This window comes from Curtobacterium sp. MEB011 (assembly GCF_030209655.1).
GTDB lineage: Bacteria > Actinomycetota > Actinomycetes > Actinomycetales > Microbacteriaceae > Curtobacterium > Curtobacterium poinsettiae.
Genome location: NZ_JARVRN010000007.1, coordinates 223,342 through 249,915, shown reverse-complemented (window position 1 = coordinate 249,915; position 26,574 = coordinate 223,342). Strand labels below are relative to the sequence as shown.

Genomic DNA, 26,574 nt, shown 5'->3' with positions numbered 1-26,574 from the left:
TACCGGCGTCCCCCGACAGACGGACGGGAGGCCCGTGGCGGTGTCGCCACGGGCCTCCCGTCCGTCTGCTGGTCGCGCTCGGCGCGCGCTACGCGTCGACGGAGCGACGCGCGACGATGGTCTCGGCGATCTGCACCGCGTTGAGCGCGGCGCCCTTGCGCAGGTTGTCGTTGCTGACGAACAGCACCAGGCCGCGGCCCTCGGGCGCGGACTGGTCGGCGCGGATGCGGCCGACGAACGCCGGGTCCTGGCCCGCGGCCTGCAGCGGGGTCGGGACGTCGGACAGCTCGACGCCGGGCGCGCTCGACAGGATCTCGGTCGCGCGCTCGGGCGACAGCGGACGCTCGAACTCGGCGTGCACCGAGATGGAGTGACCGGTGAACACGGGGACGCGCACGCACGTGCCCGCGACGAGCAGGTCGGGGAGCTCGAGGATCTTCCGGCTCTCGTTGCGGAGCTTCTTCTCCTCGTCGGTCTCGCCCAGGCCGTCCTCGACGATGCTGCCGGCGAGCGGCACGACGTCGAACGCGATCGGGCGGACGTACTTGACCGGCTCGGGGAACGTCACGGCGGATCCGTCGTGCGTCAGCGCAGCGGTGTCCTGCTCGAGGGCGGCCTTCGCCTGGCCCAGGAGTTCCTCGACGCCGGCGAGCCCGGAGCCGGAGACCGCCTGGTAGGTCGTGGCGACGAGGCGACGGAGCCCGGACTCGGTGTCGAGCACCTTGAGCACCGGCATGATCGCCATGGTGGTGCAGTTCGGGTTCGCGATGATGCCCTTGGGCGCCTGGTCGATGGCGTGCGGGTTCACCTCGCTCACGACGAGCGGGACGTCGGGGTCCATGCGCCAGGCGCTCGAGTTGTCGACGACGAGCGCCCCGGCGGCGGCGAACTTCGGCGCGAGGGCCCGCGAGGCGGTGGCCCCGGCGGAGAACAGCGCGATGTCGATGCCGGACGGGTCGGCGAGCTCGGAGTCCTCGACCACAATCTGCTCGCCGCGGAACGGCAGCGTCGTGCCGGCGGAACGGGCGCTCGCGAAGAAGCGGACCCGGTCGGCCGGGAACGCGCGCTCCTCGAGCAGGCGGCGCATCACGGCGCCGACCTGGCCGGTGGCGCCGACGACGGCGACGGTGAGGGTGGTCATGCGGTGCTCCTGGTGGTTCAGCGGATCAACGAGCCGGCGGGTGTCAGCGGCCGGTGCCGGCGTAGACGACGGCCTCGGCGTCGGCGTCGAGGCCGAACGCGCTGTGCACGACCCGCATCGCCTCGTTCAGGGTGTCGGCGCGGGTCACGACCGAGATGCGGATCTCGGACGTGGAGATCATCTCGATGTTGATCGACGCGTCGTGCAGGGCGCGGAAGAGCTGCGCCGAGACACCGGCGTTCGTGCGCATCCCGGCGCCGACCAGGGCGAGCTTGCCGATCTGGTCGTCGTACTGGATGCTCTCGTAGCCGATGTCGGCCTTCGCGACCTCGAGTGCCGTCAGCACCGTCTGGCCCTGGTCCTTCGGCAGGGTGAACGAGATGTCCGTCCGCCCGGTCGACGCAGCCGACACGTTCTGGACGATCATGTCGATGTTCGCCCCGGCGCGCGCGACGTTGGTGAAGATCTCAGCGGCCTTGCCCGGCTGGTCCGGGACCCCCACGACGGTAATCTTCCCCTCGGAGAGGTCTCCGGCGATCCCGGTGATGATCGGTTCTTCCACGGTTTCCCCCTCGGCAGGGTTGTAGACGATGGTGCCCTCGTTGTTGTTGAACGAGGACCGGACGTGCAGCGTGACCCCGTGCCGACGGGCGTACTCGACGGCGCGGATGTACAGGACCTTGGCACCCGAGGCTGCGAGCTCGAGCATCTCCTCGCTGGTGACGCGGTCGACCTTGCGGGCCTTCGGCACGACACGGGGGTCGGCGGTGAAGATGCCGTCGACGTCGGTGTAGATCTCGCAGACGTCGGCGTCGAGCGCTGCGGCGAGGGCGACGGCCGTGGTGTCGGAGCCGCCGCGACCGAGCGTGGTGATCTCGCCCGTGGTGCGGTTGAAGCCCTGGAACCCGGCGACGATCGCGACGTGGCCGGAGTCGAGCGCCTCACGCACGCGCTTCGGGGTGACGTCGACGATGCGGGCCTTGCCGTGCTGGGCGTCGGTGAGCATGCCGGCCTGGCTGCCGGTGTACGACGACGCTTCGACCCCGAGGCTCTTGATCGCCATCGCGAGCAGCGCCATCGAGATGCGCTCCCCCGCGGTCAGGAGCATGTCGAGTTCACGGCCGGCGGGGATCGGCGTGACGGAGTGCGCCAGGTCGACGAGTTCGTCGGTGGTGTCGCCCATCGCCGACACCGCCACGACCACGTCGTTGCCGGCCTTCTTCGTCTCGACGATCCGCTTCGCCACGCGCTTGATGCTCTCGGCGTCCGCGACGGATGAACCACCGAACTTCTGCACGATCAAGGCCACTGGCTGGTACTCCCGGAGACGGCGACACCGCGAGGTCACGCGGTCTCACAATGGTAGAGGGTGTTTCGGGGATGTTGCGTGCGAGCGGGCCCCGACGCAAGGATCCTGCGTGGGGGTCAGCCGCCGACGACGCGGCGGCCTTCGAAGGCACGACCGAGCGTGACCTCGTCGGCGTACTCCAGGTCGCCACCGACCGGCAACCCCGACGCGAGCCGCGTGGTGCGGATGCCCATCGGGACGAGCAGCCGGCTGAGGTAGGTCGCCGTCGCCTCGCCCTCGAGGTTGGGGTCGGTCGCGATGATGACCTCGGCCACGGTGCCGTCGGCCAGGCGCGTCATGAGCTGCTGGATGCGCAGGTCGTCCGGGCCGATGCCGTCGATCGGGCTGATCGCCCCGCCGAGCACATGGTACAGCCCACGGAACTCGCGGGTCCGCTCGATCGCCGCGACGTCCTTCGCCTCTTCCACCACGCAGATGGTGGCGGGCGAACGACGCGGGTCACGGCAGATGCTGCACTGCACGTTCTCGGTGACGTTGCCGCAGATCTCGCAGAAGCGGACCCGCTCCTTGACGTCGGCGAGCAGCTCGGACAGTCGGCTCGGGTCGAACGACTCGGTCTGCAGGATGTGGAAGGCGATGCGCTGCGCCGACTTCGGGCCGATGCCGGGCAGGCGGCCGAACTCGTCGATGAGGTCCTGGACGATCCCGTCGTACATCAGGCACCGTCCTGGTGGAGGGCGGTCTCCTCGATGAACTGAGCGTTGAGGATCTCACGCACGACCGCCTCGCCGTACCGACCCGCGACCGGCGCGCGGCGCGCGGGCGGCGCGGTGCGCGGAGCAGCGGCGGCAGGTGCCGACGGCTGGGACGCGCGCTGCGGCGCGGCCTGCTGCGCCGGGGCCGCCGGCGCGGCGGCTGCGGTCGCCGCGCCGCGACCGATCCCCGGGTCGGGGAACGGTGCGCCGTCGTCGTACGGTTCGTCGTCGAGCGGGTAGTCGTCGACGGGAACGCCCGGCACGACGGGACCGCCGGGAGGCACGGCTGCCGCTCCAGACGCCGCCTGCTGCCCCGGGCTGGTCGGCTGGTCGGGCTGCCCACCCGTGGCACCAGCAGGTCGCGCGGGTGCTGCTGGCTGCGTCGGCTCCGTCGTGGTGGTCTCGGCGGGGGCGACCGGTGCGGACGCCGGTGCGGTGCCGAACGGTGCTGCCCAGCTCGGCTCGACGGACTCCGGGACGGCGTCGGCGGTGGGGTCGTTGGCGGGGATCGTCGCGACCGCCCAGTCGGTCACCGGTGCGCCCGAGGGAGCAGGGGTGGGATCGGCGGGTGCCGCGTCACGCTGCGGCGCGGGCGAGGTCGGTGCTCCGGGGGCCGGCGCGGCCTCCGGTGACGGCGCGGCCTTCGCCGCCTGCTGTTCCGACACAGCCTCGGGTACCGCTGCTGCCGCAGGGGCTGCTTCCGGCTCCGCAGCTGCAGCGGGCACTGCCTGCGACTCCGGCGCCGGAGCAGCCGTTGTCGCGGGCGCAGGCGCGTCAGCAGACTTCGGCGCCGGGGACTCCGGTGCCGCGGCGGCGGGGGCCTGGGCAACGGGAGCCGGACGCTGGGCCGGCGCAGCCTGCTGCGCCGGAGCAGGTTGCTGGGCCGGAGCCGGTTGCTGGGCCGGAGCCGACTGCTGCTGCTGCTGCGGACGCTGCTGCTGACCCGGCCCGCGGGCGACGAACTTCACGCGGAGCCCGAGCACGTCGACGATGGCGGCGCGCAGCAGTTCGCTGACGCTGGCCGAGGGATCGGACATCTCCTTGAACGAAGCGACGTCCTGCTGACTCGGGAACGTCAGCGTCAGGACGTCGTCGCGGAGCGCGGTGACCTGCGCCGTGACGACCACCGACCACGCCGAACGCTTGGCGTGCTGCACGTGCTCGACGATCTGCGGCCAGGAGTCACGCATCTGCTGGAAGCCGACGGCACCGACGGTCCGGACGGCGGGCTCGTCGCCGATCGTCGTGCCCTGACCGGTGGACGACGGACTGACCGGCTCGGCCGCCGACTTCGCGTCCTGGGGCTTCGAGGCCCCGGTCGAGGTCGGCGTCTGTGCGGGCGCTTCCGGAGCGCTCGGAGCGACCGCGGCCCAGGACGCCGCGGCGTCACGAGCGACGGCCCCGGAATCGGCCTGGGGCGCGCTCTGCTGTGTAGCCGGGCGCTCGGGGGCCGTCGTGCGAGCCGCAGCCGGTGCCGGAGCGGGCGTCGGAGCGAGGGAGGGAGCAGGAGCTGCGGGAGCCGCGGCCGCCGGCTGCTCACGACGCGGTGCAGCGGCGACGGCCGGAGCGGACTGCTCACCGGCGACGACCTGGTGCCCACCGGCGTCGTGTCCACCGACGTCACCGACCCCGACGCGACGTTCCAGGCGCTCCACCCGGGCGAGGGCTCCGCGCTGGGTGTCGTCGGCCTCGGGCACGAGCATCCGGGCCGTCATGAGTTCGAGGTGCAACCGGGGCGAGGTCGCACCGGTCATGTCGGTGAGGGCACGGTTCGCGATGTCGGCGGAGCGGGAGAGCCCCGTCGCACCGAAGACCCCGGCCTGGCGGCTCATGGTGTCGAGCTCTTCCGGCGAGACGCCGCGCAGGACGGCGGCGGCGCTCTCGTTCGTCGCCGCCACGACGATCAGGTCGCGCAGGCGCTCGAGCAGGTCCTCGACGAAGCGGCGGGGATCCTGCCCGGTCTGCACGACGCGGTCGATCGCGGCGAAGGCGGAAGCCGGGTCGGCGACGGCCAGGGCGTCGACGACGTCGTCGAGCAGGGCTGCGTCGGTGTAGCCGAGCAGGGCGACGGCACGCTCGTAGGCGATCGCACCGTCTTCGCTGCCGGCCATCAGCTGGTCGAGCAGCGACAGGGTGTCACGGACCGACCCGCCACCCGCGCGCACCACCAGGGGAAGGACGCCGGGTGCCACGGAGACGGACTCCTGCGTGCAGAGCTGCTCGATGTACTCGAGCATCACCGCGGGCGGGACGAGCCGGAACGGGTAGTGGTGGGTGCGCGACCGGATGGTGCCGATGACCTTCTCGGGTTCGGTCGTCGCGAAGATGAACTTGACGTGCTCCGGGGGTTCCTCGACCAGCTTGAGCAGCGCGTTGAAGCCCTGCGGCGTCACCATGTGCGCTTCGTCGAGGATGAAGATCTTGTAGCGGTCGCGAGCCGGGGCGAACACGGCACGGTCGCGCAGGTCACGTGCGTCGTCGACACCGTTGTGGCTCGCCGCGTCGATCTCGATGACGTCGAGCGATCCGCTGCCGTCGCGGGCGAGTTCGACGCAGCTCGGGCAGACACCGCACGGGGTGTCCGTCGGACCTTCGGCACAGTTCAGGCAGCGCGCGAGGATGCGGGCCGAGGTCGTCTTGCCGCAGCCACGGGGCCCGCTGAACAGGTAGGCGTGGTTGACGCGGTTCGTGCGGAGCGCCGTGCGGAGCGGGTCGGTGACCTGCGACTGCCCGATCAGCTCGGCGAAGTTCTCGGGCCGGTAACGGCGATACAGGGCGGTGACCACGCGACAAGGGTAGCCGTCACGACCGACAACCCGCGTGCCCGTCCACAGGCCCGGCGGGAACGAAGAAGACTCCTCACGCACCCGCACACGAGATCAGCGCAGCCCTGGTTACCCTCCGGGAACGAAGAAGACTCCTCACGCACCCGCCAGAGCCTGGTTACCCTTGCTGCGTTTCCGCCCTGGGGGAGTTGGCCTGGATGGCGTCACGTGAGGAGCCGCCGAGAAGTCTACCGGACGCGACGGGCAGACTCGAACACATGAAGATCGCCATCGCCGGAGGACACGGCCAGATCGCCCTGCTCCTCGCCCGCCAGATCACCGACGCCGGCCACGACGCCGTCGCCATCGTCCGCAACCCCGCGCACGTGGCCGATGTCGAGCAACAGGGGGCCCGTGCGATCGTCGCGGACCTGGAGCAGCTCGGCGACGACGACCTGGCGCTGCGCCTGCGTGGGGTGGACGCCGTGGTCTTCGCCGCCGGTGCCGGACCGAACAGCGGCGCCGAACGGAAGCTCACGGTCGACCGCGACGGCGCGATCCTGCTCGCCGACGCCGCCGAGCGTGCCGGCATCGAGCGCTACGTGATGATCTCGGCGATGGCGGCCGACACCTACGACCCCCAGCTCGCGGTCGTGCCCGCCCAGGACGACGCCGCGGTGTTCCAGGTCTACCTGCGGGCGAAGGCCGAGGCCGACGCGAACCTGCGGGCTCGACGCCTCCGCTGGACGATCGTGCGTCCCGGCGGGCTGCTGGACACTCCCCCGCAGGGAACCGTCGACGTCGGCCGGACGGTGCCACGGGGCTCGATCCCCCGTGCGGACGTCGCGACCGTCGTCCTGCACGCGCTGCTCGACGATGCCGCGGTCGGCGTGCAGTTCGAGCTCACCAGCGGCGACACCCCGATCCCGGCGGCGCTGAACGCCCTCACCTGACCCGTCGGTGCGGCCCGCACCGTGCGCGCTTCGTCACCCCGTGCGAGCTCCTCGCCGAAGGTGCCGGGCCGCGCACCGTGCGCACCTGCTCACCTCGTGCGGACTTCCGCGCCCCGTGCCGCGCCGCAAACGCGCACCCAGCAGGCAACCCCGCACCCGCCCACGAACACCGCACCGTGCCGCCGCGACGCAACCCACCGACGGACAGGAGGCACGCAGCCAACCCACCCCGCGCCTCCCGTCCGCACCGTGCGCACCTACTCACCCCGTGCGGACTTCCGCGCCCCGTGCCGCGCCGCAAACGCGCACCCAGCAGCCAACCCCGCACCCACCCACGAACACCGCACCGTGCCGCCGCGACACCGCGACACCGCGACGTGCGACGCCCGACACCGCGACGCCACGCCTCAGAGCGCGACCGCAGCCGACTGCCGAGCGATCTCGAGTTCCTCGTTCGTCGGGATCACGAGCACCGCGACCCGCGAGCCGTCCGTCGAGATGCGGCGGGCGTCCCGGGACGCCAGCTCGTTCCGGTCCGGGTCGACCTCGATGCCCAGGTGCTCGAGCCCCGCGAGCACGCGGCGCCGCAGCAGCGCGTTGTTCTCGCCGACCCCTGCGGTGAACACGACCGCGTCGAGCCCGCCGAGCTGTGCCGTGTAGGCGCCCACGTAGCGACGGATGCGGTGGCGGTACACGGCGAGCGCCGCCTCCGCCTGCTCGTCGCCCTTAGTAGCGGCGTCCTGCACGTCGCGCATGTCGCCGCTGCCCGTCAGGCCGAGCAGGCCGGACCGCTTGTTGAGCATGGTGTCGAGCTCGTCGAAGGTCATCCCGGCCTCGCGGTGCAGGTGGATGAGGACCGCGGGGTCCAGGTCGCCGGAGCGGGTGCCCATGACGAGCCCCTCGAGCGGGGTGAGCCCCATCGAGGTCTCGATGGACTTCCCGCCGTCGATCGCTGCGACCGAGGCGCCGTTGCCCAGGTGCAGCACGATCGTCTTGAGCTCGGCGAGCGGCCGGTCGAGGAACTCCGCGGCCTGCTCGGAGACGTACTTGTGGCTGGTGCCGTGCATGCCGTAGCGGCGGATCCCGTACTCGGCGGCCAGGTCGGCGGGGATCGCGTACGTGTAGGCGTGCGGCGGCATCGTCTGGTGGAACGCGGTGTCGAACACGGCGACGTGCGGGACGTCCGAGAACACCTGCTTCGCGGCCCGGATCCCCTCGAGGTTGGCGGGGTTGTGCAGCGGCGCGAGGCTGTTGAGGTCCTCGATCTGCTGCTCGACCTGGTCGGTGACGACCGTCGCGCGGTCGAAGGTGGTGCCGCCGTGGACGACGCGGTGGCCGACGACTGCGGGCGGGTGCTCGTCGAACGACGGGCCGACCTTCGCGAACGCGTCGATCATCGCCTGGAACCCGGCCGCGTGGTCGGGCACCGACGCGGCGTCGTTCGACGACGACTCCCCCGTCAGCGCGTTGGTGTGCTTCCAGGCCCCGGCGGATTCGCCGATGCGCTCGACGAGGCCGGAGGCGAGCGTGCGCTCGTCCTCGAGCTCGATGAGCTGGTACTTGAACGAACTCGAGCCGGAGTTGACGACGAGGGCTGCGGTCACGGGGTGGTCACTTTCTGTCGGGCCTGGAGGCGCGGTGCGGGTCGGGCGGTCAGGCCGCGTCGGTCGCGGTGCCGGCCTGGATCGCGGTGATCGCGACGGTGTTCACGATGTCGCCCACCAGGGCGCCGCGCGACAGGTCGTTGATCGGCTTGCGCAGGCCCTGCAGGACCGGGCCGATCGCCACGGCACCGGCCGAGCGCTGCACGGCCTTGTACGTGTTGTTGCCGGTGTTGAGGTCCGGGAAGATGAACACCGTCGCCCGGCCGGCCACCGGGGAGTCCGGCATCTTGGTCGACGCGACCGTGGGGTCGGCTGCGGCGTCGTACTGGATCGGGCCCTCCACCAGCAGGTCGGGGCGGCGTTCCCGCACGAACGCGGTGCCGGCGCGCACCTTGTCGACGTCGGCGCCGGAGCCGCTGTCGCCGGTGGAGTAGCTGAGCATGGCGACGCGCGGGTCGATGCCGAACTGGGTCGCGGTCTCGGCGGAGGAGATCGCGATGTCGGCGAGTTGCTCGCTCGTCGGGTCCGGGATCACCGCGCAGTCGCCGTAGACCAGCACGCGGTCGGCGAGCGCCATCAGGAACACGCTCGACACGATCGAGGTGTCCGGACGCGTCTTGATGATCTCGAACGACGGCCGGATGGTGTGCGCCGTGGTGTGCTTCGCGCCGGAGACCATGCCGTCGGCGAGCCCGAGCTGCACCATCATCGTGCCGAAGTACGAGACGTCGGTGACGGTGTCGCGGGCGAGCTCGATCGACATCCCCTTGTGGGCTCGGAGCCGGGTGTACTCCTCGGCGAAGCGTTCGCGCAGCTCGGGGTCGAACGGCGAGACGAGCTGCGCGGCCTCGAGGTCGAGGCCGAGCTCGGTCGCCCGGGTGCGGATGGCGGTGGGGTCGCCGAGGATCGTGAGGTCGCAGACCTGGCGCTGCAGCAGGGTGGAGGCGGCGCGGAGGATGCGGTCGTCCTCGCCCTCGGGCAGGACGATGCGCTTGCCGTAGCTGCGGGCCCGGTCGAGCAGACCGTGCTCGAACATCAGCGGGGTGACGACGCCGGAGGGGGCGAGCTGCAGGCGGTCGCGCAGGGCCTCGGCGTCGACGTGCTGCTCGAACAGCGCGAGCGCCAGGTCGGCCTTCCGGGGCGAGTCCGCGGCCAGACGGCCACGGGTCTGGGTGATGCGCAGGGCGGTGTCGTACGTTCCGAGGTCGTTCTGCGCGATCGGCAGCGAGCTCGACAGGCCCTCGAGCAGCCGGGACACCTGCGGGGCGATCTCGAACCCGCCGTTCAGGATGACGCCGGCCAGGCTCGGGAAGGTCTCGGACTGGTTGGCGAGCAGCGTGGCGATGAGGACGTCGCTCCGGTCACCGGGGACCACGACGATGCCGCCTTCGATCAGCCGGGGCAGGACGTTCTCCATGCTCATGCCCGCGACCACGGTGCCGAGTGCCTCGCGGTCGAGCAGGGCGTCGTCACCGCGCACCAGGGTGGCACCGGTGGCCTGCAGCAGAGCGCGGACCGTCGGGGCGACGAGCACGCGGTCCTCGGGGATCGCCCACACCGGGACGTCGGGGTGGTCGTCGTGCACGGCCTGCTCGACGCTCGTCACGATGGCGGCGAGGGCGTCCGGGTCGGCGCGGTTCACCACGACGCCGAACAGCTGCGCGTGTGCCGCCCGCAGCTCGCTGGTCGTGACGTCCGCGACCTGCGCCATGCCCTCGGGGCTGCGGGCCGCACGCTCGGCGGCGTCGCGGCCACCCAGCACGAGGAGCACCGGGGCGCCGAGGTTCGCGGCGACCTTCGCGTTGAAGGACAGCTCGGTTGGGCTGCCGACGTCGGTGTAGTCGGACCCGAGCACCACGACGGCGTCGCACTGCCGCTCCACCTGGGCGAACCGGGTGACGATGGTGCCGAGCGCCGCCTCGGGGTCGGCGTGCACGTCGTCGTAGGTGACCCCGACGGCGTCGTCGTAGGAGATGCCGACGGCCGTGTGCTGCAGCAGCAGTTCGAGGACGTAGTCGGGCTCGACCACCGAGCGGGCGACGGGCCGGAACACGCCGACGCGGCCGACGGACCGGGCGAGGGTCTCGAGGACACCGAGGGCGACGGTGCTCTTGCCCGTGTGCCCTTCTGCTGACGTGATGTAGATGCGGGTCGACACGACGCCCAGGGTAGTCGCCGGACGTGTCACGACATCTGGGAGCACCGGCACCGACGACACGCGGTCGTGAGCACCGCGCAGAACCTGTACCATTGGGTGTCGCCGTCGCGAGACGGTGTCAGGAGAATTCGCCTAGTGGCCTATGGCGCACGCTTGGAAAGCGTGTTGGGTGCAAGCCCTCGGGGGTTCGAATCCCCCATTCTCCGCAGCGAACGAGCAGCACGAACGAAGGACCCGCACCGGCTCGGTGTGGGTCCTTCGTCGTTCCGCAGGCGCAGTGGTCCCCCACCCGGCGGACCAGCACGTGCCCTGGTGCCCCTGCGTTGGCCGGGAAACGCTGATCAGGGGTGGAACGGGCTGTCCCCGATACCCGTCGGTCGCCTATGCTGGCCGAGCGAACGGCTCCGGGACGAGCCGACCGCGGTGCATCGAGCGGCAGGGGCGTCGCTCGGAAGGCGTGCTGGTCAGCGTGCCCGGAACACCCGAGGGGACGAGGAGACGCGCCATGGGGGAAACCACCCTGCCGGCGGCCGTGCCCGTTCGCCTGTCCGTCTTCGACACGGTCCTCCGCCCGCGCCGCTCGCTCGTCCGCTCCACGGCGCTGAGCATCGCCTTCTCGGCCGTGCCGCTCGCCGTCGCCCTGGTCTGGGTCTCGTTCCCGTTCCGCACCTGGGCTGTCTTCGCCGGCATCGTCGTCGCGATGGCCGCGGCCGTCGGCGTCGTGTTCGTCCGGCTGCACACCGCGTTCATCGGGATCGACGACGACGGCGTGACGATCCGCGGGGTGCTCACCGCGCACCGCCGGATCCCCCGTGACCGCGTGCACAGCCTGGTCCTCGCCACGACGTTCGGCTCGTCGGTGGACCGGACCGTGCGAGAACTCGTCGCGTTCGACCGGATCGGCACCCACCTGTTCCGGCTCCGGGCCGACGTCTGGGGCGACGACGGACTCGACCGGGTGGTCGACGTGCTCGGCGTGCAGGTCGTCGAGGACGCTCGGCCGGTCTCGGTCCGCACCTTCGCGAAGCGGTACCCGACGAGCCGCGCCTGGTACGAGCAGCGTGCGGCGTTCCTGCTCGTGGGCGGCCTCGTCGTGCTGGTCGTCGGCGGGCTGCTCGCCGTCGAGTTCGCCGGCCTCGACGCCCGCTGAACCGGCCGCACGGCATCGGTCAGCGTCGCCGCCGCAGCGTCGAGAAGATCCCCCGGACCACTTCTTTCGCGATGGTCCCGCCGAGCCCTGCGCCGAGCAGATCGGTCAGCGGGTCGTCCGCGGAGCGCCGCGTCCCGGGCCGGGTCGTCCGACCGGAACCACCGGTCCGACCGGAACGCCGCGACTCCGACGCCCGCTCGGCACGCTCGAACTCCCGCTGTTGCCGTTCGAACTCCCGCTGGGCCTCGACCGCCGACGCGTCCGCGGCGGTGTCGGCAGCGGCGGCTTCGGCAGCAGCAGCGGCCTCCATGCGACGCGCGAGCACCTCGCGGGCCGAGTCCGGGTCGACGCGGGTGCCGTAGGTCGCCAGGAGCGGTGAGGCCTGCACCCGGGCGGCCATCTCGTCGGCCGGCATCGGGTCCATCGACCCCTGCGGTGCGCGCAGCCGGGTCCACGCGACCGGGGTCGGAGCACCACGTTCGTTCATCACCGTGACGATCGCCTCACCGGTCGCGAGCGACGTGAGCACCTCCCCCAGGTCGTAGTCGCTCGTCGGGTACGTCGACACCGTCGCCCGGAGCGCCTTCGCGTCGTCCGGCGTGTGCGCGCGGAGCTGGTGCTGGATGCGCGATCCGAGCTGCGCGAGCACGTCGTTCGGCACGTCCTTCGGGGTCTGCGTCACGAAGAAGACCCCGACGCCCTTCGACCGGATGAGCCGAACGGTCCGCACGATCTGCTCGGTGAAGTCCTTCGACGCACCGCTGAACAACAGGTGCGCCTCGTCCAGGAAGAACACGAGCTTCGGCTTCTCCTGGTCGCCGACCTCGGGCAGCTCGTTGAACAGGTCGGCCAGCAACCACATCAGGAACGTCGAGAAGACCTCCGGCCGGTCCTGCACACCGGGCACCTCGAGCAGGCTGACGATCCCCCGCCCGTCCGCCGCCGTCCGCAGGAACACCTGTGTGTCGATCTCGGGCTCGCCGAAGAACTGGTCGGCACCCTGGTCGGCGAAGGTGACGAGCTCGCGCAGGATCACCCCGGCGGTCTGCTTCGACAGGCCCCCGAGCTCGGCGAGTTCCCCCTTGCCCTGGTTGCTCACCAGGAACGTCAGCACGCTCCGCAGGTCGTCGAGGTCCACCAGCGCGAGGCCCTGCTGCGCGGCGTAGTGGAACACCAGGCCGAGCGAGGACTCCTGCGTGTCGTTCAGCCCGAGCACCTTCGACAGCAGCAGCGGTCCGAAGCCCGACACGGTGGCACGGATCGGCACGCCGGTGCCCTGCCCGCCCAGCGAGAACAGTTCGGCCTGGCTCGCGACGCCCTGCCACTGCTGACCGATGCCCGCGGTGCGGTCGAGGAGCTTGTCGTTCGCCTGCCCCGCGACGGCCAGACCCGACAGGTCGCCCTTGACGTCGGCGGCGAACACGGGCACCCCGTTCGCCGCGATCTGCTCGGCGAGCACCTGGAGCGTCCGGGTCTTGCCGGTGCCGGTCGCCCCCGCCACCAGCCCGTGCCGGTTCAGCATCGCGAGCGGGATCCGGACCTGCACGTCGGGCACCGCTGCGCCGTTGACCAGGGCGCCGAGTTCGATCGCGCCGCCGTCGACGGCGTAGCCGTCGCGGATCGCGGCGACCGCGTCCGGTCCGAGCGGGCCGGCTTCGGCACGGACGGGAGGCACGGTGCCGGTCGCCGTCGTCGCCACCGGATCCGGGGCGGTCGCGTCGACCGCCACGGCAGGGGCGGTCGCGTCGACCCGCGCGCCAGGGGTGGTGGGAACCGGTGCGAGCGGAGCGGTGGGCTCCGCGTCGGGCGCGAGCCGCGCCTCCTGGCCGGTGGGTGGCGGGGACCCGACGACCGCGGGTTCCGCGTCGGCGGTCAGGCTCGCCTGTTCCTCCGCCGTCAGGGCGGCGGCGAGCTCCTCGGCGCGCAGCACCGCTTCGTCGGCGAGCCGACGTGCCTCGTCGGCAGCCTGCCTCGCTGCCTCGGCAGCCGCCCGTGCCCGCTCCGTCGCGTCGCTCATGGGCACAGCCTAGGGAGTCTGACCCGCGGCGGTTCGGGGTCAGTGCGTGAGCGCGGGGACCGTCCTGGGGCGGACCACGAACCAGAGCACGAGGATCGCGACGGCGGCGGTCGACGCCATCACGATCGCCATCGGGCTGGCCGTCGTGATGCCGAGCCAGCCGACCACCGGCGAGATGAGCCCGGCGACGCCGAAGTTCAGGGCGCCGAGTACCGAGGCGGCGGTCCCCGCCTCTTTCCCGTGGGCGGCGAGACCGATGACCTGGACGAGCGGGAACGAGAACCCGCACGCGGCGATGAAGAACCAGAGCGGCACGAGCACGCCGACCAGACCGGCACCGAGCTGGTCGAGGACGATGATCGCGAGCGACGCCAGCAGCAGGGTCGCGGTCGAGCACGCCAGGATCCACTGCGGACCGACACGCTGGGCGAGCCGCGACGAGATCTGCACACCGAGGACGACCCCGACCGAGTTGACCGCGAAGAGCAGTCCGTACTGTTGCGCGTCGAGACCGTAGACCTGCTGGAACAGGAACGGCGACGCGCTGAGGTACGAGAACAGGCCGCTGAACACCATCGCGCCGATGAGCGCGACGCCGACGAAGATCCGGTCGGAGAACAGCGCCTTGTAGCGCTGGCCGATGGTGGAGTGCCCGGCCTCGTGCCGGCGGGCCGGCGGCAGGGTCTCGACGATGAGCAGGACCGAGGCGATCACCACGGCGAGGCCGTAGCAGGCGAGGAAGACGAAGATGCCGCGCCAGCTGGTGAACTGCAGCATCTGCGAACCGATGAGCGGCGCGAGGATCGGCGCGAGGCCGTTCACCATCGCCAGCCGGGACAACATGCGCACGAGCGGCTTGCCGCCGAACAGGTCGCGCACCGTCGCCATCGCCACCACACCACCGGCCGCGGCACCCATGCCCTGCAGCACGCGGAACACCGCGAGCAGCTCGATGTCCGGTGCGGTCGCCGCACCGATCGAGGCGGCGATGTGCACCGTCGTCGCGATGATCAGCGGCAGGCGGCGGCCCACCTTGTCGCTCCACGGGCCGACCAGGAGCTGCCCGATGGCGAAGCCGAGCGTCGTCGCGGTGAGCGTCAGCTGGACCGCGCCGTCGGTGACGCCGAACTGGTCCTTGATCGCCGGGAACGCCGGCAGGTAGAGGTCGATCGTGAACGGGCCGAGCGCCGTCAGGGCGCCCAGGACGAAGACGTAGACGAGCCGCTGCCTGCGGGAGAGCGAGTCTCCCGGGTGCAGGACGACCCGGAGCGAACCGGTGGTGGCGGGCGCGGTCACGAGACAGGAGTCCTTCGACGATGAGGGGGCGGAGGGTGATCGCGGGCCGATCGAATCGATTCGTCCGCGGAACCATCCTACGGTCGCCCGTGTGTGCTCGGCGCCGCCGGTGCCGGCCGCCCGCGTGAAGCGGCTCGTGCTGTCCCGCTGCCGCGCGCGGACCATGCGGTAGCGTCGGACTGCTCGGGGGCCTTCCGGGTGAAGCGGATCAGAAGGGGGTGGGCGTCATGGTGGATGCCCGGATCCTGCACACCACAGCAGCACTGCGCGAGGCGATCCTGCGTCTCGCCGCAGACCGACCGGTCTCGGAGATCACCGTCGCCGACGTCACACGTGCCGCAGGGATCAACCGCGCCACGTTCTACTCGCACGCGGTCTCCCCCGGGTCGTTGCTCGCCGACGTCCTGACGCCGGAGCTCGACCGCATCCGGCAGGAGGACGCCGACGACCGCCGGGCCGCCGCCGACCGCGGCGCCGGAGCCGACGAACTCGCGACCATCACCCGGCGCGGCATCAACGCCGTCGTCGAGCACGTGATGACGCACCGCGACATCTACGGCAAGGCCCTCCCCGACCCGAACGACGCCTCGCTGCACCGGCTGCTCGTCGAGCACTTCACGGTGTCGAGCGCCCTGCACATCCGCGAGCTCGACCCCGCCCGTCGGCCCGACCTGCTCGACGACGTCGCCGCGGGGTTCGTGGCGCAGGGGTTCGTCGGGGCGATCGAGGCCTGGCTCGCCGGGCCCCGACGGTCGCGGAAGGCGCTGGTGGAGACGATCACGCTGTCGTTCCCGGCGTGGTGGAGCTGAGCGGACTGCTCCTACTCGGCGTCGGCCGTCTCGCCGTCGGTGGGCTCGCTCTCCGGCTTCTCACCACGCTGCAGGGACTGCACGACCTGGACCGCCGCCGCCGCGGTGGCCGCGTCGTCGCCCTCTGACGGCACGCGGTAGTCGGCGGACACCCCGTCGCCACCGGTGCCGGTCGCGGGCAGCGGATCCCCCAGGGACACCACCACGACCCCGGCGTCGTGGGCGGTCTGGACCACGCCGGTCAGTGCAGAGGCCCGGGCGGGGTGCACGAGCAGGGCCTTGGCGCCCTTGCGGACGAGCTGGGCGACCGCGGTCCGCTGGGATGCAGCGGCACCCGATGCCGGAGCGACGCGGACGTCGGGCCGGAACCCGGCGTCGGCCAGGTCGGTGCGGAGCCGGTCGGCCAGGGCCGCGTCGTCGTGGACCAGGACGACACCGATCACTGCCTGCTGGTCGAAGCCCCCGTCGGAGCTCGTCAGGTCGGTGCTCTGCACCGGCGTGGGGGCAGCCGACGTCGTCCCCTGGCACCCGGCCAGGGTCAGGGCCGTCGCCAGGGCGACGGTCACGGCGACGATGCGCAGCACGGTGTCTCCTCTTCGGTCCGGTCTGCCACGCTACCCGGCGGCCGGGCCCTGCGACGACGACACGGCTCCGCCCGGGCCCGCCGAGGCCGTCGTCGCTGGTGCCGGCACGGGACCGAGCCTTCGGACGGCCGCGATCGCGACGCCTGCGAAGCCGATCATCGCCGCGAACACCAGCGGGAACGACACCGTCCCGTCGGCTCCGCCGGTCGCGGTGAAGAGCAGGCCGGTCACCGCGAGCCCGATCACGCTGCCCGCGGCGTCCGCGATCGTCAGGGCCGAGCTCGCGAACCCGTCGTCGCCCTCGCCCGAGAAGCGCAGGGTCAGCATCGACGCGCGGGGGTAGATCGCTCCCATGCCCGCGCCGCCGACGAACCAGCCGGCGACCAGCACCCACCACGACAGGTCGAACGTGGCCACCGCGAGCGCTGCGACCAGGCTCACGAGCACGAGTGCGAGTCCGACCCCGAAGGTCCGACGAGCGGTGAGCCGCTGCTCCCCCAGGCGGCCGTGCGCCCAGCTCGACGCGGCCCAGCTGATCGCCGCCACCGTCAGGGCGAGTCCGGCAGCCGACGGTGACAGCCCGTGTTCGGCCTGCAGCAGGAACGGCACGTACGCCTCGCTCCCGAAGAAGGACGCGGCGACGAGCCCCCGCAGCAGCACGACCGACGGCAACCCGGCCGCGGCCCGGAACGTGCCGGTCGGCAGCAGCGGCCGCAAGGCGAACCAGGTGCCGACCAGCCCGACGACGACGGCCGCGACCATGCCCCACGGGGTCAGGTCGGGCGCGACGTTGAGCAGCAGGATCGACACGGCCGCGGCCACCGACCAGCCGATCCGGACCCGCTGCCACGGTGGGCGGAGCGCCGCCGCCGGAGGGTGCAGCCGGCCGAGCGTCGGCACGAGCAGGACGAACGCGGCGAGCGCGATCACCAGGGCCCCGGCGAACACCCAGTGCCAGTTCCAGGTGTCGGTGACGATGCCGGCCAGGGCAGGGCCGATCAGTGCCGGTACCACCCAGGCGGCGGCGAACCCGGCGAACACCGGTCCGTGCAGCTCCGCGGGGAAGATCCGGGCGACCAGCACGTACAGCACCACGTCGATGGCCCCGGCGCCGAAGCCCTCGATGAGCCGCCCGGCCAGGAACACCTCCATGGTCGGCGCGAGCATCACCACGGCGGTCCCCACCGCGAAGAACACCGCCGACACCCAGGCCACGATCCGGCCGCCCGCGCGGTCGCTCCAGTTGCCGGCGAGCACCATGCCGGGCACCCCGGCGGCGAGCGGGGCGGCGAAGGCGAGCGCGTACAGGGTCTCGCCGTCCAGGTCGCGGCTGATCACCGGCATGATCGTCGTCATCGCCAGGTTCTGGAACGCCGCGACGCCGACGATCGCGACCATGCCGATCGTCGCCAGGGCGTACGGCCCGCTCAACAGGCTGGTCCGCGACGCCGTCGTGCTCACCCGATCATCGTAGGGGCGGCCGCCGACGACGCGTCAGCGTGTCCCGCGGGCGCGCGTCAGCCGGGCAGCAGGTCCCGCGGGCGCGCGTCAGCGCGGCAGCAGGTCCCGCGTCAGCGCGTCAGCGCCTGCTCCAGGTCCGCCACCAGGTCACCGGCGTCCTCGATGCCCACCGACAGCCGCACGACGTTCTCCGGCACGGCCAGTTCGGTGCCCTTCACCGACGCGTGGGTCATCTCGCTCGGGTACCCGATGAGCGACTCCACCCCACCGAGCGACTCGGCCAGGGCGAACAGCTCCGTCGACTCCGCGAACCGCTTCGCGGCCTCGGCCCCACCGGACAGGGCGACCGAGAGCATGCCGCCGAACCCGCGCATCTGACGGGCGGCGACGTCGTGCCCCGGGTGGTCGGGCAGGCCCGGGTAGTAGACGCGCTCGACACCCGGCGCGACGACGAGGGCCTCGGCGACGGCCTGCGCGTTCCGCGAGTGCCGCTCCATCCGCACGGCGAGCGTCTTGATGCCACGGGTGGTCAGGTAGGCGTCGAACGGCGACGAGATCGCACCGGCGCCGAACTGCAGGAACTGCACCTTCGCTGCAAGCTCCTCGTCCGCGAGCACGACGGCGCCGCCGACGACGTCGGAGTGTCCGCCGAGGTACTTCGTGGTCGAGTACACGACGACGTCGGCGCCGAGCGACAGCGGCTGCTGCAGGTACGGCGACGCGAAGGTGTTGTCGACGACCACCAGCGCGCCCGACTCGTGCCCGAGGGTCGCGAGCGCGGCGATGTCGGCGATCTTCATGAGCGGGTTCGTCGGCGTCTCGACCCAGAGCACGGTGGTGGCCGGTGCGCCCTGCAGCGCTGCCCGGACCTGGTCGAGGTCGCTCATGTCGACGACGACGAGTTCGACGCCCCACGGCACGTGCAGCCGGCTCACCAGGCGGTGGGTGCCGCCGTACACGTCGTTGCCCATCACGACGCGGCCACCGGGGACCAGCGCGGCGCGGAGCAGGGCGTCCTCGGCGGCGAGTCCGGACGCGAACGACGACGCCGCGACGCCACCGTCCAGATCGGCCAGGAGCACCTGCAGCGAGTCACGCGTCGGGTTGCCGGCGCGGGAGTACTCGTAGCCGTTGCGCATGCCACCGACGCCGTCCTGCACGTAGGTCGACGTCAGGTGGATCGGCGGGATGACGGCGCCGGTGGTCTCGTCGGGCTCCTGGCCGGCGTGGACGGCCCGGGTGCTGAACTCGGTCATGCTCGGTGGTTCCTTACTCGGAGAGGTAGGTGAGGAGGTCGTGCCGGGTCAGCACGGTGACGGGTTTGCCGTCCGCGACGACGAGGAGCGCGTCGGCCGACTCGAGCGCACGGCGAGCCGCTGACACCGACTCGCCGACGCCGATGAGCGGCAGTGGGTCGCCGACGAAGTCCGACAGGGCGTCCGACATCTTCGCGGTACCGGTGAAGACCTGCTCGAGCAGTGCCTTCTCCTCGACGGCACCGACGACCTCGCCGATGACGACGGGCGGCTCCGCGTTGAGCACGGGCATCTGCGAGACGCCGTACGTGGTCATGATGTCGACGACGTCGCGCACGGTGTCCGTCGGGTGCGCGTGCACCAGGTCGGGCAGGCGGCCGTCCTTGCCGGCGATGAGCGAGCCGACGGTGCGCTCGTCGTCGGTCTCGGCGAACCCGTACGAGCGCATCCACCGGTCGTTGAAGATCTTGCCGAGGTACCCACGTCCGCCGTCCGGCAGCAGCACCACCACGACGTCGTCCTCGGTCAGGTCACGGGCCGCGCGGAGCGCCGCGACGACGGCCATGCCGCTCGACCCGCCGACGAGCAGTCCTTCTTCACGCGCCAGACGACGGGTCATCGCGAAGGAGTCGGCGTCCGACACGGCGATGATCTCGTCCGGCACGCCGGCGTCGTAGGCGCTCGGCCAGAAGTCCTCGCCGACGCCCTCGACCAGGTACGGACGACCGGTACCGCCGGAGTACACGGAGCCCTCGGGGTCGGCCCCGACGATGCGGACGCCGCCGCCGGACGCCTCCTTCAGGTACCGTCCGGTGCCCGAGATCGTGCCGCCGGTGCCGACGCCCGCGACGAAGTGGGTGATCTGCCCCTCGGTGTCGCGCCAGATCTCCGGACCGGTGGTCTCGTAGTGGCTGCGGGGGCCGTTCGGGTTGGCGTACTGGTTCGGCTTGTAGGCGCCCGGGATCTCCTGCACGAGCCGGTCCGACACCGAGTAGTAGGACTCGGGGTCCTCGGGCGCGACCGCGGTCGGGGTGACGACGATCTCGGCGCCGTACGCCGTCAGGACGTTGCGCTTGTCCTCGCCGACCTTGTCGGGCAGCACGAACACGCACCGGTAGCCGCGCTGCTGTGCGACCAGGGCCAGGCCGACGCCGGTGTTGCCGGAGGTCGGTTCGACGATGGTGCCGCCGGGACGCAGGTCGCCGGAGGCCTCGGCCGCGTCGATGATCCGGGTGGCGATGCGGTCCTTCGACGACCCACCGGGGTTCAGGTACTCGACCTTCACCAGGATGGTCGCCCGCACCCCCTCGGTCACCCGGTTGAGCTTGACGAGCGGGGTGTCGCCGACCAGGTCGACGACGGAGTTCGCGTAACGCACGGCATGGAGTCTAGGACGCGGTCCCCGCGTCGCGCTGGGATGTGTCGTGCGCGGACAACGCATCCTGATCGCCTCGCCGGTCGCCCGGCCTGGTCGCGCTGCGCGGCGGACGGGAGGCCCGTGCGGACGCCGCCACGGGCCTCCTGTCCGGCCCCCGGTCCGGACCACCGCCGTCAGGGGCGGACGACGTCTGCCGTCGTGTTCTGCTGCCGGTGCAGCTGCGCGTACGTGCCGTCGAGGGCCAGGAGTTCGTCGTGTGTGCCCTGCTCGACGATCCGGCCGTGGTCGAGGACGAAGATGACGTCGGCGTCGCGGATCGTGGAGAGCCGGTGCGCGATCGAGATGGTGGTCCGACCGGCCGCCGCGGTGTCGAGGGCCGTCTGCACGACGTGTTCGGAGATGGAGTCGAGCGCACTGGTGGCCTCGTCGAGGACGAGCACCGGCGGGTCCTTGAGCATGACCCGGGCGATGGCGATGCGCTGCTTCTCGCCACCGGACAGCCGGTAGCCGCGCTCCCCCACGACGGTGTCGTAGCCGTCCGGGAACGACGCGATCGTGTCGTGGATGTTCGCCGCGCGGGCCGCTCGCTCGAGCTCGTCGTCGGTGGCGTCGGGCTTGGCGTACCGCAGGTTCTCGCCGATCGTGGCGTGGAACAGGTACGTCTCCTGGCTGACGATGCCGACGTGCCGCATGAGGTCCTCGTGCACCAGGTCGCGGACGTCCTGGCCGGCGAACCGCACGGACCCCTCGGTGGCCTCGTACAGCCGGGGCACCAGGTAGGACACCGTCGTCTTGCCGGCGCCGGAGGGCCCGACGAAGGCGGCGAACTGCCCGGGGTGGAGCTCGAACGACACCCCGCGCAGGGTCGGCTTGTCGGCTTCACCGTCGGGGTAGGTGAAGACGACGTCCTCGAAGGCGACGTGGCCGACCTTCGACTCGTCCACGGGCTGCGCGGTCGGCGAGTCCGTGATGGCCGGCTCGAGGTCGAAGTACTCGAAGATGCGGGCGAAGAGCGCACCGGAGGTCTGCAGGTCGAGGACCACGCGCAGCAGCCCGACCGTCGGGAACAGCAGGCGGGACTGCACCGTCGTGAACGCGACGATCGTGCCGGCCGTGATCGGGACGTCGCCGATGATCAGGTACGCGGCGACGACGTAGATGATCGCCGGGATGATCGACAGAAAGATCTGCACGATGGCGAAGAACCACTGCCCCGACATCTGCTGCCGAACCTGCAGGGTGATCTGGTTGCGGTTCTCGTCCCCGTAGCGGCGGGTCTCGCTGGCCTGCTGGTTGAAGCTCTTCGCGAGCAGGATGCCGGAGACGCTCAGGGCCTCTTGCGTGATGGCCGTCATGTCGGACAGCGATTCCTGCGTCTGCCCGGCGATCCGCGCTCGCACCTGCCCGACCCGGCGCTGCGCGATGACGAGCAGCGGGAGCAGGACGACCGCGACGAGCGTCATCTGCCAGCTCAGCAGCAGCATCGCGACCACGGCGGCGATCACGGTCACGGTGTTGCCGAGCACCGACGAGATCGTGTTGTTCAGCACGCTCGCCACACCACCGACGTCGTTCTGCAGGCGCGACTGGATGACGCCGGTCTTGGTTCGGGTGAAGAACGCGAGTTCCATCCGCTGCAGGTGCGCGAACAGGCGCATCCGCATCGCACCCATGACCTTGTTGCCGACGGTCGCGGTCAGGTACGTCTGCCACACGCCGACCCCGGCGCTCGCGATCCAGAGCAGGACCATGGCGGACACGAGCTCGACCAGCACCGGGACGTCGGGGCGGCCGGACGGCGGGAACAGCCCGCGGTCGAACGCCTGCTGGGTGAGCAGCGGCGGCACGACCGAGATGGCCGCGCCGACCAGCACGAGGACGATCGTGAGCCCGATCGCCCGGCGGTGCGGCTCGAAGAGCGCGGCAATGCGACGGACCAGGTGCGGGATCTTCGGCGCCTCGGCGTTGGCGGCCTTCTGCGCGCGGAAGTCACCGCTCGAGATGCGTCCGCTCCCGCGCGGACCACCACCCCGCCCGCTGTGTCCCATGCTCATGGAGCCACCGTAGCCCCGCGCTCGGACATCGACCGTCCTCTCCACAGCACCGCAGTATTTGACCCCGTTCAGGGGGCGTGCGAGCATGTGCCGTCCCCGTCCCCGCACCACCGAGGTCCCATGTCGTCCGCGCCGTCACGTCCCACGTCCCTGGGGGCGCAGCTCGCCCGCCGCAAGCCGATCGAGCAGCTGCAGGCCGAAGCCTCCCGCGGGGTGAACGGCGAACCGCTCCGTCGGTCGCTCGGGGTCTGGCAGCTGACGATGATCAGCGTCGGGGCCACGCTCGGCACCGGCATCCTGGTCGTCCTCGGTACCGCGGTCCCGCTCGCCGGTCCCGCGGTCTGGATCTCGTTCGTCGTCGCGGGGATCGCCGCGCTGCTCTCGGCGCTGTCGTACGCCGAGATGGCCGGTGCCGTCCCGACCTCGGGGTCCAGCTACTCGTACACCTACGCCACGATGGGCGAGGGCATCGCCTGGATCTGCGGCTGGTGCCTGGTGCTCGAGTACGCCGTCTCGGTGGCCGCGGTCGCCGTGGGTGCCAGCGAGTACGTCGACGAGACCCTCCGCGTGTTCGGGCTGCACCTGCCCACCGCGCTCGCCGCTCCCCCGGTCGACGGCGGCGTGGTCAACCTGCCCGCCGCGGTCCTGGTCCTGCTCGCCACCGTCGTGCTGCTGCCAGGAGCCCGCGAGAGCGCCTGGGTGAACACGGTCATGGTGGTCGTGAAGATCGCCCTGCTGGTCTTCTTCGTCGTCGTGGCGTTCACGGCGTTCCGGGCGCAGAACTTCGCGCCGCTCGCACCGATGGGCGCCGCCGGGGTCACCGCAGCGGCGTCACGGCTGTTCTTCTCGTACATCGGCTTCGACGCGGCCTCGACCGCAGGTGAAGAGGCGAAGAACCCCCGCCGCGACCTTCCCCGGGCGATCATCGGCTCCATCGCGCTCATCACGGCGCTGTACATCCTGGTCGCGATCGCCGCCATCGGGGCCCGCTCGTGGACGGCGTTCTCGTCGTCCGAGGCGTCGCTCGTCCGCATCGTGGTCGACGTCACGGGGCAGCCGCTCGTCGCCCTCGTGTTCTCGATCGGGGCGGTCGTCGCCATCGCCAGTGTCGTGCTCACCGTCCTGTACGGCCAGACCCGCATCCTGCTCACGATGTCCCGCGACGGCCTGGTTCCGAAGGTCTTCGGCCGGGTCTCCCGCCGCACCGGCACCCCGATCGCGAACACGCTGATCATCGGCATCGCCGTGACGATCGTCGCCGCGCTCGTGCCCCTCGGGGAGCTCGCCGACGCCACGAGCATCGGGACCCTGGTCGCCTTCGCCCTGGTGAACGTCTCCGTCATCGTGCTCCGTCGCTCGCAGCCCGACCTGGAGCGCTCGTACCGGGTGCCGCTGTTCCCCGTCGTCCCGATCCTCGGCGCCCTGAGCTGCGTGCTGCTCGCGGTGTTCCTCGGCGCCACCACCTGGATCGCGTTCGGCATCTGGATGGTCGCCGGCGCCCTGCTCTACCTGGCCTACGGCCGCCGCCACAGCACGCTGCGCTGACGCGCCCCGCGCAACGCCGCCGCGGCCGCGCCCCGCCCGCCCGCCCGCGAGTCTCGGCCAAGCGGACTCTCTACGGCTCACGAGAGCGCGAGAGTGTCTGCCCAGACGAGACTCGGCACATCCCTCGGGACAGTCGTGCACCTGCGCTCTCCACAGATCCCGCCGGAGGGCACACAGCGCACATCCGAGTCCGCACACTCGCATCATGCAGCTTCACCGGACACGCCCCGATCTCCTCCGCGCCGAGCGGTCGGATCCATCGCGAGCACGACAACTCCGACGGCTCCATGCCGCTGGGCGAGTCATCCGGCTCCGTGCGGGTGTCTACCTCGACAAGCGGGTGTGGGATGCACTCGACACGTCGGACAAGCACCTCGCCATGGCTTGGGCTCTCGCTCCTGACCTGAGTCCGACCAGCGCGTTCTCCCACGTCACGGCTGCACTCATCCATGGCTGGCCGTTGATCGGACCGGCTCCGGAGCGGATCCACGTCGTCGACTGGAAGCTGGTCGGTGTCGAACACCGGGTCGGGCTCATTCGACACGGCATCGACCCCGCTGGCCTGTGCCTCGGCCCCAGTCGATTCGACGGCGTCCCTGTGGTCGATGCGCTCGGAACGGCGGTGGCCGTCGCGCGAACGTGCGACCCGGCGGTCGCCGCCGTGGCCATCGACCATGCAGTGCGCATGAAGGCGATCGACAGGAAAGTGTTCGAGGAGCACCTGCCGCCGCCCGCATCGCGCGGTGGCCGGAGGGCTCGGCTCGTCGCCACCGCGCTCGATCCGGCACACGAGTCACCCGGTGAGTCCTACTCTTCGATCCGACTCGTGCAACTGGGAGTGACCAACATCCACCCGCAGCATGAGTTCATCACGAACGGGTTCCGTGACCGAGTCGACTTCTGGTTGCCCGACGCCGGAGTCGTCGTCGAGTTCGATGGCAAGCAGAAGTACGTCGACCGCGAGATGCTCGCAGGTCGCGATCCCAGCGAGGTCCTCTGGCAGGAGAAGCGCCGGGAGGACCGCATCCGTACCCACCGAGAAGTTCGGTCCGTCATCCGAGTGACCTGGTGGCACCTCGAGAGCCTCGACCGGTTCCGTGCGCTGCTCCGTTCGCACGGGGTGTTGATCACTCCGTGAGCAGCATCGGCGAAAATCGAGTCTCGGCTCAACGGACAACTTCCCGCTCCAGCGGCTGGCAAAGTGTCCGCTCAGCCGAGTCTCGGCGAAAGGTGCCGCACACAGCCCCCACCCCGCACACGACGAAGGCCGCCACCCCGAGGGGCAGCGGCCTTCGTGACCGGAACGGTCGAGACTACGCGAGCTCGATCGTGGCGCCAGCGGCCTCGAGGGTCGCCTTCGCCTTGTCGGCGGTCTCCTTGTTCGCACCCTCGAGGATCTTGGCGTCGGCGGTCTCGACGAGCGCCTTGGCCTCACCGAGGCCGAGCGACGTCAGGCCACGGACCTCCTTGATGACCTGGATCTTCTTGTCACCAGCGGACTTGAGGATGACGTCGAACTCGGTCTTCTCCTCAGCGGCCTCGGCCGGGGCAGCGGCGGCCGGAGCGGCAGCAGCGGCCGGGGCAGCAGCGGTGACCTCGAAGACCTCTTCGAACTTCTTCACGAAGTCCGAGAGCTCGATGAGCGTGAGCTCCTTGAAGGCCTCGATGAGCTCGTCCTGCGAAAGCTTCGCCATGATTTTCTCCTACTACTAGCTAGTACGTGTGGTTGATGAACGCGAGCCTGATCAGGCCGCGGACTCCTGCTTCTCGCGAAGGGCGTCCACGGTGCGGACGGCCTGCGAGAGGGGTGCCTGGAACAGGTACGCAGCACCGAACAGCGAGGCCTTGAGTGCGCCGGCGAGCTTGCCGAGCAGCACTTCACGGGACTCGAGGTCGGCGAGCTTGTCCACCTCGGTCGCGGTGAGCGGGTTACCGTCGAAGTAACCGCCCTTCACCACGAGCTCGGGGTTCGCCTTGGCGAATGCACGCAGCGACTTCGCGACGGCGACGGTGTCACCGTGGACGAAGGCGAGAGCGGACGGACCGGCGAGTTCGTCGTCGAACGACGAGATGCCGGCGTTGTTCGCCGCGATCTTGGTCAGCGTGTTCTTCACCACGGCGTACGTGGCGTGCTCACGGATCGAGTTGCGGAGCTCCTTGAGCTGCGCGACCGTGAGACCGCGGTACTCGGTGAGCAGAACGGCGTTCGAGCTACGGAAGGACTCCGTGAGCTCGGCGACCGCAGCTTCCTTGTTCGCCATGGTTCTCCTTGGGGGTCTTGCCGGCAGCCCCAGGTCCACGAACGAAAAAAGCTCCGGCGCAGAGGCTCGGAGCTGCTC

The 26,574-nt window shown here is 71.3% G+C and carries 20 protein-coding genes, 1 tRNA gene and 1 other RNA gene; 6 read left to right on the top strand and 16 right to left on the bottom strand.

Annotated features, from left to right (window positions below; genetic code table 11):
• Nucleotides 1-88: 88 nt before the first annotated feature.
• The 5 genes from QRN30_RS10640 to ffs all read right to left on the bottom strand — a co-directional run bounded on the left by QRN30_RS10640 (nucleotide 89) and on the right by ffs (nucleotide 6,211).
• Nucleotides 89-1,141 (bottom strand): aspartate-semialdehyde dehydrogenase, encoded by a 1,053-nt coding sequence (locus QRN30_RS10640; RefSeq protein ID WP_017888682.1) that lies wholly within the window; start codon nucleotides 1,139-1,141, stop codon nucleotides 89-91.
• Between the two features lie 43 nt (nucleotides 1,142-1,184).
• A complete protein-coding gene (locus QRN30_RS10635; protein ID WP_017888681.1) occupies nucleotides 1,185-2,450 on the bottom strand; it encodes an aspartate kinase in 1,266 nt (421 codons plus the stop codon).
• A gap of 116 nt (nucleotides 2,451-2,566) precedes the next feature.
• Complete coding sequence (recR, locus tag QRN30_RS10630) at nucleotides 2,567-3,166, bottom strand: recombination mediator RecR (RefSeq protein ID WP_017888680.1); 600 nt, start codon at nucleotides 3,164-3,166, stop codon at nucleotides 2,567-2,569.
• Nucleotides 3,166-5,991 carry a DNA polymerase III subunit gamma and tau gene (locus QRN30_RS10625; RefSeq protein WP_284761065.1) on the bottom strand — a complete coding sequence of 942 codons (2,826 nt, stop codon included), beginning with the start codon at nucleotides 5,989-5,991 and terminating at the stop codon, nucleotides 3,166-3,168. Before QRN30_RS10625 ends, recR begins: the two co-directional genes overlap by 1 nt.
• A gap of 123 nt (nucleotides 5,992-6,114) precedes the next feature.
• Nucleotides 6,115-6,211, bottom strand: an RNA gene (gene ffs, locus QRN30_RS10620) — signal recognition particle sRNA small type.
• A gap of 37 nt (nucleotides 6,212-6,248) precedes the next feature.
• Here ffs and QRN30_RS10615 point away from each other — a divergent pair.
• Nucleotides 6,249-6,923, top strand: coding sequence for an SDR family oxidoreductase (locus QRN30_RS10615; protein ID WP_017888678.1), 675 nt, complete (start codon nucleotides 6,249-6,251; stop codon nucleotides 6,921-6,923).
• A 407-nt stretch (nucleotides 6,924-7,330) separates the two neighbouring features.
• Here QRN30_RS10615 and QRN30_RS10610 read toward each other — a convergent pair whose 3' ends face one another.
• A complete protein-coding gene (locus QRN30_RS10610) occupies nucleotides 7,331-8,527 on the bottom strand; it encodes an acetate/propionate family kinase (protein WP_017888677.1) in 1,197 nt (398 codons plus the stop codon).
• A gap of 49 nt (nucleotides 8,528-8,576) precedes the next feature.
• Complete coding sequence (gene pta / locus QRN30_RS10605; RefSeq protein ID WP_017888676.1) at nucleotides 8,577-10,685, bottom strand: phosphate acetyltransferase; 2,109 nt, start codon at nucleotides 10,683-10,685, stop codon at nucleotides 8,577-8,579.
• 121 nt (nucleotides 10,686-10,806) lie between these two features.
• Here pta and QRN30_RS10600 point away from each other — a divergent pair.
• Both QRN30_RS10600 and QRN30_RS10595 read left to right on the top strand, forming a co-directional pair.
• Nucleotides 10,807-10,891, top strand: a tRNA-Ser gene (locus QRN30_RS10600).
• A gap of 299 nt (nucleotides 10,892-11,190) precedes the next feature.
• Complete coding sequence (locus QRN30_RS10595; RefSeq protein ID WP_284761064.1) at nucleotides 11,191-11,835, top strand: hypothetical protein; 645 nt, start codon at nucleotides 11,191-11,193, stop codon at nucleotides 11,833-11,835.
• Between the two features lie 19 nt (nucleotides 11,836-11,854).
• Here QRN30_RS10595 and QRN30_RS10590 read toward each other — a convergent pair whose 3' ends face one another.
• Together QRN30_RS10590 and QRN30_RS10585 are read right to left on the bottom strand one after the other, a co-directional pair.
• Nucleotides 11,855-13,852 (bottom strand): helicase HerA-like domain-containing protein, encoded by a 1,998-nt coding sequence (locus QRN30_RS10590; protein ID WP_284761063.1) that lies wholly within the window; start codon nucleotides 13,850-13,852, stop codon nucleotides 11,855-11,857.
• A 39-nt stretch (nucleotides 13,853-13,891) separates the two neighbouring features.
• Nucleotides 13,892-15,148, bottom strand: coding sequence for a multidrug effflux MFS transporter (locus QRN30_RS10585; protein WP_017888673.1), 1,257 nt, complete (start codon nucleotides 15,146-15,148; stop codon nucleotides 13,892-13,894).
• Nucleotides 15,149-15,375: 227 nt separating this feature from the next.
• Here QRN30_RS10585 and QRN30_RS10580 point away from each other — a divergent pair, with 227 nt between their 5' ends.
• The gene (locus tag QRN30_RS10580) at nucleotides 15,376-15,957 is read left to right on the top strand and encodes a TetR/AcrR family transcriptional regulator (RefSeq protein WP_152427349.1); all 582 of its coding nucleotides are present in this window, start codon (nucleotides 15,376-15,378) and stop codon (nucleotides 15,955-15,957) included.
• 11 nt (nucleotides 15,958-15,968) lie between these two features.
• Here QRN30_RS10580 and QRN30_RS10575 read toward each other — a convergent pair whose 3' ends face one another.
• The 5 genes from QRN30_RS10575 to QRN30_RS10555 all read right to left on the bottom strand — a co-directional run bounded on the left by QRN30_RS10575 (nucleotide 15,969) and on the right by QRN30_RS10555 (nucleotide 22,684).
• The gene (locus tag QRN30_RS10575; protein ID WP_284761062.1) at nucleotides 15,969-16,541 is read right to left on the bottom strand and encodes a substrate-binding domain-containing protein; all 573 of its coding nucleotides are present in this window, start codon (nucleotides 16,539-16,541) and stop codon (nucleotides 15,969-15,971) included.
• 30 nt (nucleotides 16,542-16,571) lie between these two features.
• Nucleotides 16,572-18,002: an MFS transporter gene (locus QRN30_RS10570; RefSeq protein ID WP_284761061.1), complete on the bottom strand. Its 1,431-nt coding sequence runs from the start codon at nucleotides 18,000-18,002 to the stop codon at nucleotides 16,572-16,574.
• Nucleotides 18,003-18,112: 110 nt separating this feature from the next.
• Nucleotides 18,113-19,258, bottom strand: coding sequence for a cystathionine gamma-synthase (locus tag QRN30_RS10565; RefSeq protein ID WP_017888669.1), 1,146 nt, complete (start codon nucleotides 19,256-19,258; stop codon nucleotides 18,113-18,115).
• 13 nt (nucleotides 19,259-19,271) lie between these two features.
• Nucleotides 19,272-20,636: a cystathionine beta-synthase gene (locus QRN30_RS10560; protein ID WP_071251868.1), complete on the bottom strand. Its 1,365-nt coding sequence runs from the start codon at nucleotides 20,634-20,636 to the stop codon at nucleotides 19,272-19,274.
• Between the two features lie 173 nt (nucleotides 20,637-20,809).
• On the bottom strand, nucleotides 20,810-22,684 hold the full coding sequence (locus QRN30_RS10555) for an ABC transporter ATP-binding protein (RefSeq protein ID WP_017888667.1): 1,875 nt from the start codon (nucleotides 22,682-22,684) through the stop codon (nucleotides 20,810-20,812).
• A gap of 126 nt (nucleotides 22,685-22,810) precedes the next feature.
• Between QRN30_RS10555 and QRN30_RS10550 the strand changes: the two genes are divergently transcribed.
• Together QRN30_RS10550 and QRN30_RS10545 are read left to right on the top strand one after the other, a co-directional pair.
• Nucleotides 22,811-24,235, top strand: a complete 1,425-nt coding sequence (locus QRN30_RS10550) for an amino acid permease (RefSeq protein ID WP_284761060.1) — start codon at nucleotides 22,811-22,813, stop codon at nucleotides 24,233-24,235.
• A gap of 379 nt (nucleotides 24,236-24,614) precedes the next feature.
• A complete protein-coding gene (locus tag QRN30_RS10545; RefSeq protein ID WP_156155404.1) occupies nucleotides 24,615-25,373 on the top strand; it encodes a hypothetical protein in 759 nt (252 codons plus the stop codon).
• A gap of 175 nt (nucleotides 25,374-25,548) precedes the next feature.
• On the opposite strand, the gene rplL is transcribed toward QRN30_RS10545, so the two are convergent.
• Entirely contained in the window at nucleotides 25,549-25,929 is a 381-nt protein-coding gene (gene rplL, locus QRN30_RS10540) for a 50S ribosomal protein L7/L12 (RefSeq protein WP_017888664.1), read from the bottom strand.
• A gap of 51 nt (nucleotides 25,930-25,980) precedes the next feature.
• The gene (rplJ, locus tag QRN30_RS10535) at nucleotides 25,981-26,496 is read right to left on the bottom strand and encodes a 50S ribosomal protein L10 (RefSeq protein ID WP_017888663.1); all 516 of its coding nucleotides are present in this window, start codon (nucleotides 26,494-26,496) and stop codon (nucleotides 25,981-25,983) included.
• Nucleotides 26,497-26,574 lie beyond the last annotated feature (78 nt).